This is a genomic window from Marinobacter sp. UBA5687 (genome assembly GCF_002420325.1).
In the GTDB taxonomy this organism is placed as follows: domain Bacteria; phylum Pseudomonadota; class Gammaproteobacteria; order Pseudomonadales; family Oleiphilaceae; genus Marinobacter; species Marinobacter nauticus.
Window position 1 is genome coordinate 60,002 of record NZ_DIHV01000057.1, and the last position, 9,703, is coordinate 69,704.

Annotated in this window: 11 protein-coding genes, 2 tRNA genes and 1 pseudogene; 1 reads left to right on the top strand and 13 read right to left on the bottom strand. The window is 58.0% G+C overall.

The features are described 5' to 3' along the window. On the top strand, window positions 1-717 hold a 717-nt coding region (locus tag B3Y70_RS06225; protein WP_288589417.1), incomplete at its 5' end, for a tetratricopeptide repeat protein. A 17-nt stretch (window positions 718-734) separates the two neighbouring features. On the opposite strand, the gene nadA is transcribed toward B3Y70_RS06225, so the two are convergent. The 13 genes and pseudogenes from nadA to B3Y70_RS06290 form a co-directional block, all read right to left on the bottom strand. Then, window positions 735-1,796, bottom strand: coding sequence for a quinolinate synthase NadA (gene nadA, locus B3Y70_RS06230; protein WP_121206718.1), 1,062 nt, complete (start codon window positions 1,794-1,796; stop codon window positions 735-737). Window positions 1,797-1,987: 191 nt separating this feature from the next. Beyond that, window positions 1,988-2,063, bottom strand: a tRNA-Lys gene (locus B3Y70_RS06235). Window positions 2,064-2,125: 62 nt separating this feature from the next. Then, a tRNA-Lys gene (locus B3Y70_RS06240) sits at window positions 2,126-2,201 on the bottom strand. A gap of 113 nt (window positions 2,202-2,314) precedes the next feature. Further along, the gene (ybgF, locus tag B3Y70_RS06245) at window positions 2,315-3,091 is read right to left on the bottom strand and encodes a tol-pal system protein YbgF (RefSeq protein WP_288589418.1); all 777 of its coding nucleotides are present in this window, start codon (window positions 3,089-3,091) and stop codon (window positions 2,315-2,317) included. Between the two features lie 23 nt (window positions 3,092-3,114). Next, on the bottom strand, window positions 3,115-3,684 hold the full coding sequence (pal, locus tag B3Y70_RS06250; RefSeq protein WP_011785181.1) for a peptidoglycan-associated lipoprotein Pal: 570 nt from the start codon (window positions 3,682-3,684) through the stop codon (window positions 3,115-3,117). 54 nt (window positions 3,685-3,738) lie between these two features. Then, complete coding sequence (gene tolB, locus B3Y70_RS06255) at window positions 3,739-5,061, bottom strand: Tol-Pal system beta propeller repeat protein TolB (protein WP_286714342.1); 1,323 nt, start codon at window positions 5,059-5,061, stop codon at window positions 3,739-3,741. 14 nt (window positions 5,062-5,075) lie between these two features. After that, complete coding sequence (gene tolA / locus B3Y70_RS06260; protein WP_206769660.1) at window positions 5,076-6,104, bottom strand: cell envelope integrity protein TolA; 1,029 nt, start codon at window positions 6,102-6,104, stop codon at window positions 5,076-5,078. An 18-nt stretch (window positions 6,105-6,122) separates the two neighbouring features. Further along, window positions 6,123-6,569, bottom strand: a complete 447-nt coding sequence (gene tolR / locus B3Y70_RS06265) for a protein TolR (protein ID WP_011785184.1) — start codon at window positions 6,567-6,569, stop codon at window positions 6,123-6,125. Window positions 6,570-6,602: 33 nt separating this feature from the next. Beyond that, window positions 6,603-7,292, bottom strand: a complete 690-nt coding sequence (tolQ, locus tag B3Y70_RS06270; RefSeq protein WP_011785185.1) for a protein TolQ — start codon at window positions 7,290-7,292, stop codon at window positions 6,603-6,605. 38 nt (window positions 7,293-7,330) lie between these two features. Then, entirely contained in the window at window positions 7,331-7,750 is a 420-nt protein-coding gene (gene ybgC / locus B3Y70_RS06275) for a tol-pal system-associated acyl-CoA thioesterase (protein WP_011785186.1), read from the bottom strand. After that, entirely contained in the window at window positions 7,743-8,774 is a 1,032-nt protein-coding gene (gene ruvB, locus B3Y70_RS06280) for a Holliday junction branch migration DNA helicase RuvB (RefSeq protein WP_011785187.1), read from the bottom strand. The genes ybgC and ruvB overlap by 8 nt, the downstream gene beginning before the upstream one ends. A gap of 160 nt (window positions 8,775-8,934) precedes the next feature. Next, a complete protein-coding gene (gene ruvA, locus B3Y70_RS06285; RefSeq protein WP_286714341.1) occupies window positions 8,935-9,564 on the bottom strand; it encodes a Holliday junction branch migration protein RuvA in 630 nt (209 codons plus the stop codon). Window positions 9,565-9,594: 30 nt separating this feature from the next. Next, window positions 9,595-9,703, bottom strand: a pseudogene (locus tag B3Y70_RS06290) (crossover junction endodeoxyribonuclease RuvC); the annotation flags it as partial.

Here is a 9,703-nt window from a genome sequence, read left to right on the forward strand (position 1 = left end):
CTGACCCAGAACCGGGTTGCCGACACCCGAAACCGGGCCGAGCAGTACCCTGATACCCGGGTGCAGGATGGCCAGGAATACCACCTGGTGCGCAGTCGCCTGCAGGTGCACTACAGCGAATCACCGGAAACAGCGATAGAAACCTTCGAGGCTTACCTGGCCCGGGAAGACGCCCAGCGTAACGATGCCATTCGCTACGGCCTGGCGGTGGCTTATCAGGAAAGCCAGCGCTACGAACAGGCCGAACAGTTAATGCGGGAATTACTGAAAGCCAACCCCGGGCGCATCACGTTCCAGGTATCACTGGCGGAGGTACTGATCAGCCAGAAACGGTATGAAGACGCCAGAGCGCTTATGCAGGAGGCACTGGCGCGCAATCCCGGCAACTATCCAATAACCTCCACGCTGGCGGCCATAGAGATTGCCGATGGTAACGGGGCCGCCGCTGCCGACTACCTGAGGGAACTGACTCGCCGCCTGCCCAGCCAGGAGCAGCTATGGTTGAGACTGGCCGAAGCCGAAGGTATGGCTCGGAATATTGTCGGGGTGCACCGGGCGAGAGCGGAATACGACGTACTGATGGGCGATCTGAAATCAGCACAGCGGCAATTGCGCCAGGCCCAGGAAAAACTGCCGGCCGGCTCCGCCGAACGTCAGGTGGTCAGCGAGCGCCTTGGAGAGCTGACCAACCGGCTTCAGGCGCGCGAAGCCGGTTAGGAATAACCACGGAACCTTCAGGCGTTGCCGGCAGCTTTGAGGTTCATGTTGGCGGTAAAGTCCAGCATGCGGCGCAGCGGGCGCAGCGCGTCTTCTCGCAGCGCGTCATCCACATGCACTTCCTGGTCGCCATGCTCAAGCACGTGCAGCAGATTCTCCAGACCGTTCATGGCCATCCAGGGACAATGGGCACAGCTTCGGCAGGTTGCGCCGTTGCCCGCGGTGGGCGCCTCAATCAACGTTTTGTTGGGCGCCAGCTGTTGCATCTTGTAGAAAATGCCGTTGTCGGTTGCAACGATAAACTCTTCGTTCGGAAGCGTTTGCACCGCGTGAATCAGTTGCGAGGTTGAACCGACCACATCCGCCATCTGCACCACCGCATCCGGTGACTCCGGGTGCACCAGGATCGCTGCATCCGGGTACAGGGCCTTGAGGTCTTCCAGGCCACGGTACTTGAACTCTTCGTGCACGATGCAGGACCCGTCCCACAACAGAACGTCTGCGCCTGTGGTTTTCTGGACATAGCCACCCAGGTGCTTGTCCGGCGCCCACAGGATTTTTTCGCCTTTGGCGTCCAGATGCTCAACAATGGCCTGGGCACAACTGGAGGTAACAACCCAATCAGCCCGGGCCTTTACCGCGGCCGAGGTATTGGCATAAACCACGACGGTGCGATCCGGGTGCTGATCACAGAACTCCGAGAACTCGTCTGCCGGGCAACCAACATCGAGCGAGCAGGTCGCCTCCAGGGTTGGCATCAGAACCTTTTTCTCCGGATTCAGAATCTTTGCCGTCTCTCCCATGAAACGAACGCCGGCAACGACCACGGTGGAGGCCGGGTGCTGGTTGCCGAAGCGCGCCATTTCCAGGGAATCCGCCACACAACCACCGGTCTCTTCTGCCAGCCGCTGGATGTCCGGGTCGGTGTAATAATGCGCAACCAGAACGGCATCCTTCTCCTTCAGAGCCACCTTGATCCTGGCCTCTAGATCAGCTTTCTCTGAGGCGCTCAGGGGCTTGGGCTCCGCCTGATGGGCGAGATGTTCCTGAACCAGAATGCGGTCTTGCGCTTTAGTCATCACTTATTCTCTGATTGACGTTAACGGCCAGAGTATATCACTTCTGCCTTTGGTTTCATGATCCTGCAATGTGGGTATGCCAGGTTGCAGGGTAGCGTCCGTCCTGTGGGTATAGGTGGGTTCTTGCAGGCAAAAAAAAAGAGCCTTTCGGCTCTTTTTTCCGCAAACCCCGTAGTGACGGCTTGCCTTGTTGGTGGGTCGTGAAGGATTCGAACCTTCGACCAATTGGTTAAAAGCCAACTGCTCTACCAACTGAGCTAACGACCCCTAACTGGCTGTGCTGGCTTTTCATCCAGCGAACGCGTGGCACAAACCTCGCGCTCTGAATTTGGTGGGTCGTGAAGGATTCGAACCTTCGACCAATTGGTTAAAAGCCAACTGCTCTACCAACTGAGCTAACGACCCAAACGAGGCGCACATATTACTGATATTTTTTTGGTGATCAACCCCTTTTTTTCATGGTCGACCAACTTTTTTCAATGACCGATCAAGATCCGTGCAGGTTGACCAGATACCGATCAACCCTGGGCGGAATCCAGATACTTCTTCGCCAACTCTGCCGCTCCTGAATCCGGGTACTGCTCAACTACGGAGGTCATCCGGCGCCGAGCTTCATCTTTTTCGCCCAGACGATCCAGGGTCACCCCCAGCTTGTACACAGCGTCCGGTGCCTTGCGATGATCACTATAGCGCGTCGCAACAATGGTAAAAGCCTGACGGGCCTGCTCCAGCTGCGGTTTCGCCAGATAGACTTCACCAAGCCAATAATAGGCATTAACGGTGAGGTCGCCCTCGGGGTAGGTATCCACAAACTCGTACAGGCGGGTTATCGCCGTGTCGTAGTCTTTTTTGTTACGGATAAGGTCGATAATGTCGTTATAGGTTTTCTGCTCTTCCGGTTCCGGCGAGCGATACACCCGGGCAGGCGTCAGTCTTCCACTATCTGCTGAAGCCCCCGCTGCAGCCGGCTGCTGGGCTGCACTGGCCCCGGACTCGACGGCCTTGGACAGCTCCAGTATCCGCTGATCCAGATCCACATAGCGGTCCCTGCCCTGCTGTTGCAGACGACTGATCTGGTGTTGCTGTTCTTCAACCTGGCCCCGCAGGTCTCGCACTTCGCGCTGCAGTTGCTGAATCATGTAGAACAGCTCTGCCGTGGCCTGGTTGTTGCCGGCCTTACGCTGGGCCTCGGAACTGTTGTTCTGGAATGCGGGTGTGGACGACTGTGCATGGATGACTCCCGCCAGGCCAAGGCCCAGCGGGATCAGCACGGCCGCCATGAGCTGTTTTCTCATGGATACGTCCGTCTAGGTCGGTTTTACTGGAACACCAGCTCTACGCGACGGTTCTGTGCCCAGGCACTTTCAGTGGAACCACGCACGGCCGGCTTTTCTTCACCATAGCTTACGGTTTCAATCTGGCCACGGGAAGCGCCGTTTACGATCAGGAAGCGCTGTACAGCGTTGGCGCGACGCTCACCCAAAGCCAGGTTGTATTCCTTGGTACCACGCTCATCAGCATGACCTTCCAGGCGTACCTGCTGACGCGGGTTGTCCGCCAGGTAGCGAGCGTGGGCAACCAGCACGTCACGGGCGTCCGGCTTGATTTCAGAGGTATCGAAATCGAAGTAGAAAGTGGTGATGTCACGCAGGGCTTCCTGCTCGGCTTGCTCCTGAGCGGCCCGACGCTCGTCATCAGTCAGCTCGGAGGCGGAAACGCCGGAGCCATCCGCACCACCGTAAACGGTAGAACCGCCATCCTGATCAATCGCGGCCACGTCAGAACCGTAGGCACCCTCTTCCATGTTCTCACCGGTGGAGCTACAACCAGCAACCAGGCCGGCGGACAGGAGCATGGCAAACGCTTTTGTAGAGAAAGACATCTTCATCACGTTATTTCCTCTTTTCAGGTCTTCGTTGAATTAATTCCGTTCAGTGCATTTTCAGCGGGTAACCGGCCCCCAGGCCGGCTCCCGCACTTCGCCCTCGGAGGCCGGCAGGCTATACGCCGCACCTCCGTCTGCGGATACCACGGTCAGTACGCCTTCCCCATTCTGACGGGTTGCGTAGATCAGCAACCTGCCATTGGGAGCCACACTGGGTGATTCGTCGGAACCGGTTCGGGTGATAACCGTCTCTTCACCGGTCTCCAGATTGGTTCTGGCGATATGGAAGGCACTGTCGCGCTGATGAACGTAATAGACATAGTCACCCGTGGGGCTCGGTCGCGGCCTTGCGTTGTAGCGACTGCCAAAGGTAATTCGACGCGGTTCAGCACCCGGACGTTCCATATGATAGATCTGCGGCCCGCCGGAACGGTCAGAGGTAAAGTAGATACCCCGGTCGGCATGGTCCCATGCGGCTTCGGTATCAATCGCCCAATGGTCGGTCAACCGCGTCAGATTGCGGCTGGCAAGGTCCATTCGGTAAATCTCGGCGTTACCGTCACGGGAAAGCGTCATCAACAGCGAACGGCCATCGGCCGACCAGGCCGGTGCCGAGTTCAGCCCCGGGAAGTCCGCAACCTTCTGGCGCTCACCGGTGGCCAGTTCGTGGACAAAAATGACCGGTTTGCCAGTCTCGAAGGAAACGTAGGCCAGCTTTTTGCCATCCGGCGACCAGGCCGGTGACAGAATCGGCTCCCGGCTTTCCAGCCGGACTTTGGAGCGCTTACCATCCACATCGCTGACCTGAAGCCGGTAACGGGTCTGCTCGCCCTCACCAGACACGGTGATGTAAGCCAGCTTGGTGGAGAATACACCGGGAGCCCCGGTAATGGCTTCATACACCCGGTCACTGATGTGGTGGCCCAGCGACCGCAGGTTAGAGGCAGGAACTGCCGCCGTTTCACCAAGAATCCGCTTCTCCTGGTTAACATCAAACAACTCGTAGCGGGCCTGAATCCGATCACCATTGCGGGTCAGTTGCCCCACCAGCACATAGCGCTGCCCCAGCATGCGCCAGTCCCGGAAATACACCTCGGAGCGCTCAGAGGGAAGGCTCAGCATTTTTGATGGTTCTAGCGGACGAAACTCACCACTCATGGTCAGATCTGCCTGCACGATACTGCCCACCTTGTCCCCGGCGGGCATACTGCCACTCTCTGCGAACGGTACGACGGCAATCGGAATGGCCGACCCCGCACCTTCGGTGATGCGGATCAACAGTTCCGCCCGGGCGCTCAGGGATGCCGCCAAAAACAGCACCAGGCAGGCAATAATCGGTGTCTTCAGAAAGCTACCAGAGCAATGGGATCTGCTTTTCATAAACATTATCAACCTCACCGCAGTCTTTGCGGGTTGAATTCAATCGTGAACTGGCGGAAATAACGCTCAAACGTGTCACGATTATCCGGAATGGGATAGCGGTTCAATGATCGGACCGCACTCAGGGCCGAGTTATCAAACGCAGTGTTGCCACTGCTACCGACCAACTTCACACTGGCCAGTTCACCGGTGGGCAACAGTGTGATCTGCAACCTCGCCGTCATGTTTTCAGTCGCCGAGGACGGCGGATACCACGCCTGGCTTAACCGCTCGCGAATCAACGCCTGGTATTTCTCACTCTCGCTCAGCATCTGTGCTTCTCTGGCACGTGCTGCCGCGGCTTCCTGCTGGCGGCGGGCTTCCGCTTCACGCTCCTGTCTGGCCTGATCCGCCAGTGCTTCCAGCTGCTGTTCACGCAGGCGCCTCTCAGCCTCAAGACGTTTCCGCTCCGCCTCTTTGCGAGCTTCCTCTTCGCGGCGCTGTCGTTCAGCCTCTTCTTTCTTTCGCTGTTCTTCCTGGCGGCGCTTTTCTTCCTCGGCCCGGCGCTTAGCTTCTTCTTGCCGCTTGCGCTCTTCCTCAGCTTTCTGCCGCTCCCGCTCTTTGGCTTCGGCTTCCGCTTTCTGGCGCGCCGCTTCACGCTCTCTGGCTTGCTTCTCTGCCAGCTCCTTTGCCTGCGCCTCTTGCTGACGACGCTCTTCTTCGCGCCTGCGAGCTTCTTCCTGAGCCTTCCGTTCCGCCTCCTGCCGGGCTTTTTCTTCAGCCTGGCGCTGGCGTTCGGCTTCTTCCCGCTCGCGCGCCTGTGCCTGCTTGCGCTCCTGCTCTTTATCCGCCTCGTCCTGCTCTTCCACCACCGGTGTCGGCCTTGGTTCAGGACTGATCAGCCGGGCCGAAATACTTCTGGGCTCCGGTTCTGGTGGCGTATTCCACGACCACCCGGCCAGAGCAATACCGAACACCAGCAGGTGCAGCCCTACCGAGACCGCCACCGGTGATTTCAGAGGTGCTTTTCCGGTACTGACGATGTCCCGCTTGTGGCCCTTCAAAATGTCACCATCTTCCAATTACTGATTATCATTGGGCGCGTCGGTAATCAGGCCAATCCCGGTGGCCCCGGCAGCCTGAAGCTCAGCCATCAGGCGCACCACCACACCGTAGTCCACGTACTCATCGCCCCGGACGAGCACTTCACCGTTGCTCCGTTGGGACAGAATCTTTGCCACCTGGTTGCGCACCTCGTCCAGCGCCATCGGCTCGCTGGCGTCGTCACCCACTTCCAGGTAGTAGGCCCCATTGCTATCCACAGATACGGTGATGGATTCCACGTCTTTGTCCTGCTGAATCGGATCGGAGGTTGTCTCCGGCAGATCCACCTTCACGCCCTGGGTGAGCATCGGTGCCGTCACCATGAAGATCACCAGAAGCACCAGCATCACATCGATGTAGGGGACTACGTTGATCTCAGACATCGGCTTGCGCCGTTGCTGAGGCATCATTCCCATACCTTTCATCTCGCTATACTCCTGTTACCGCCAGATGGCAACTTATGCTGCGGCCTGATCGCTGTTGTGGACCCGGCGATGCAGAATGCTGGAAAACTCTTCCGCAAAGGTTTCATAGTTCTTCAGCAAGGCGTCTGACATGGCCGAGAACCGGTTATAGGCAATGACCGCAGGGATGGCCGCGAACAGGCCCATCGCCGTGGCAATCAACGCCTCAGAGATACCCGGCGCCACCGTGGCCAGCGTGGCTTGCTGCACCTGGGCCAGCCCGCGGAAGGAGTTCATGATGCCCCACACGGTACCGAACAGGCCAACGTAGGGACTGGTGGAACCGACCGTCGCCAGGAACGGCAGATGGGTTTCCAGGCGCTCCTGCTCCCGGGAAAAAGCCACGCGCATGGCTCTTTGGGTACCTTCCATCACGGCGTCGGCATCTCGGCTCTGCTGACGAAGGCGGGAGAACTCTTTGAACCCTGCCCGGAAAACAGACTCCATACCAGAAAACGGCGTTGGCTCCGCACTCACTTCTTTGTAGAGCTGGCCCAGATCCATTCCGGACCAGAACCGGTCCTCAAATTCCAGTTGAGCCTGACGGGCTTTCCGGAAGACCTGCAGGCGCTGGAAAATCAGTGCCCAGGAGACGACCGATGCCAGCATCAGCAAGAGCATGACCAACTGCACCAAAATCCCTGCATTCGCAATCAGATGCCAGACTGACAGTTCCGTTTCCACTGTTCACTCCCAAGTAGTTTTGTAAATCTTTCAACAAATTATACGAAATTCTTAAGAATTTCCTGCATATTTTCCGGAAGACGCCGGGGTTTACCGGTATCCAGTGCAACACAGGCCACACGGACGTCTGCATCACACAGCAACTGCCGATCATCCGCCCGATACACGCATTGCCGAAAGCCCATCCAGACCCGAGATGCCGCTTTCAGCTCAGCCGTAACCAGCAACTGATCATCCAGCTTCGCGGGCATCCGGAAGTGCAGATTCATCTTTTGCACCACGTAGCTGATGTTGTGCTCCAGCCCCGCACGAAGCCCGACACCCTGGCTACGGACCCACTCCGTTCTGGCACGCTCCATGTAGTGCAGGTATTTGGCATGAAAAACAATGCCACCGGCATCTGTATCTTCTATGTAGACCCGAACCGGCAATTCAAAGCTGGCAGAGGGATCACTCAAACAGGTCGTCCTCCCGGCCGGATCTGGGCGGCACCACTCCGAAATGCTGGTAGGCATTCGACGTTACCATACGCCCTCTCGGTGTACGCACCATGTACCCCTGCTGAATCAGGAACGGCTCCAGTACGTCCTCAATGGTACCCCGCTCCTCACTGATTGCGGCCGCCAGACTCTCCACACCCACCGGGCCACCATCAAATTTCTCGATCATGGCCAGCAACAGGCGACGGTCCATGTGGTCGAAGCCCTGGCTGTCCACCTTCAGCATGTTCAGTGCCTGGTCGGCAATATCCGCCGTGATATGGCCATTGGAGCGCACTTCGGCAAAATCCCTGACCCGGCGCAGCAGCCGGTTGGCAATCCTCGGGGTTCCCCGGGACCGGCGGGCAATCTCGAACGCCCCAGCCTCGTCGATTTCCACCGACGACAGCCGGGCCGAACGGGTAATAATATGGGTGAGGTCCTGGTGATTGTAGAACTCCAGGCGCTGGACAATGCCGAACCGGTCTCTCAGTGGCGACGTCAGCAGACCAGCACGAGTGGTTGCCCCAACCAGCGTAAACGGCGGCAGATCGAGCTTGATAGACCGTGCAGCCGGCCCTTCACCAATCATGATATCCAGCTGATAGTCTTCCATGGCCGGATAGAGCACTTCCTCCACCGCCGCACTCAGGCGATGGATCTCGTCGATAAACAGGACGTCGCCTTCCTCGAGATTGGTGAGCATGGCAGCCAGATCTCCGGCCTTTTCCAGTACCGGGCCGGACGTGGTCTTGATCGAGACACCCATCTCATTGGCAATGATGTTGGCCAGGGTGGTCTTACCAAGCCCGGGAGGGCCGAAAATCAACACATGGTCCAGCGCTTCCTGGCGGCCCCGGGCAGCGGAGATAAAAATCTCCATCTGTTCGCGTACCGTAGGCTGGCCCACATACTCGGAAAGCAACGTCGGACGGATGGCCCGATCATGCACTTCCTCATATTCTCCGGCCTTGGCCGATATCAATCGGTCCGATTCAATCATGGCATTATCCGCTTGCTGGGAATAAACAACATGCCCGCTGGCTCACCCTGTAAGTCAGGTTGCACCAATTGTACAAAGGGGCGCTTGTGAGTCACGTTACGCTCTATACACATTGGTGTCATGGTTCTGTGGCCATAGCCAACACAAAAACGCCGGGTTGTTACCCGGCGGGAATCATATTCTTCAGGGCCAGACGTATCAGCGTTTCGCTGTTCATATCCGGGCCGGCCACCTTGCTGATCACTTTGGCCGCCTCCTGGGGCTTGTAGCCAAGCGCAATCAATGCGGCCTCAGCCTCCTCCCGTGGGTCAGGGCTACCCAGGCTCGCCGTACCCGCCCCGGCTCCAGCCGGGACATCGGGCTGGGACGGGACGAACTGCCCTTCCAGCTGCCCTATCCTGTCGGCCATTTCAATCAACAGCCGCTCGGCCGTTTTTTTGCCGACACCGGGCAGTTTGACCAGCGAATTCGCATCCCGTGCCTCAACACAGCGAATGAATTGTTCCGCATCCAGGCCCGACAGAATACCCACCGCAAGCTTGGGCCCAACACCGTTAACCTTGATCAGCAGCCGGAACAGATTTCGATCCAGACGGGAGGCAAAACCATAAAGGCTCTGGGCGTCTTCACGAACGGCGAAATGGGTATGAAGGATCACTTCCTGCCCGGTCTCGGGCAGATGAAAGAACGTGGTGTAGGGAATGTCAATTTCGTAACCCAGGCCAGAACACTCCACCAGCGCCTGCCCAGGAGACTTTTCAATCAGCATTCCTCGGATTCGACCAATCAAACGGGCTCTCCTGTCGCGGCAAACCGCCGCTTATGGTTGGCGTACACGGCCGCTTCGGACTTTACCTCCGGTCCTGGCCATACGTAATACGCTCTGATTCATATGGGCATGGCACAGGGCAATGGCCAGGGCATCGGCG

Coding starts and splice junctions, on each gene's coding strand:
- tolR (WP_011785184.1), bottom strand. CDS start 6,569: ATGAAAGGTATGGGAATGATGCCTCAGCAACGGCGCAAGCCGATGTCT.
- tolB (WP_286714342.1), bottom strand. CDS start 5,061: ATGAAAAGCAGATCCCATTGCTCTGGTAGCTTTCTGAAGACACCGATT.
- nadA (WP_121206718.1), bottom strand. CDS start 1,796: ATGACTAAAGCGCAAGACCGCATTCTGGTTCAGGAACATCTCGCCCAT.
- ybgF (WP_288589418.1), bottom strand. CDS start 3,091: ATGAGAAAACAGCTCATGGCGGCCGTGCTGATCCCGCTGGGCCTTGGC.
- pal (WP_011785181.1), bottom strand. CDS start 3,684: ATGAAGATGTCTTTCTCTACAAAAGCGTTTGCCATGCTCCTGTCCGCC.
- ruvB (WP_011785187.1), bottom strand. CDS start 8,774: ATGATTGAATCGGACCGATTGATATCGGCCAAGGCCGGAGAATATGAG.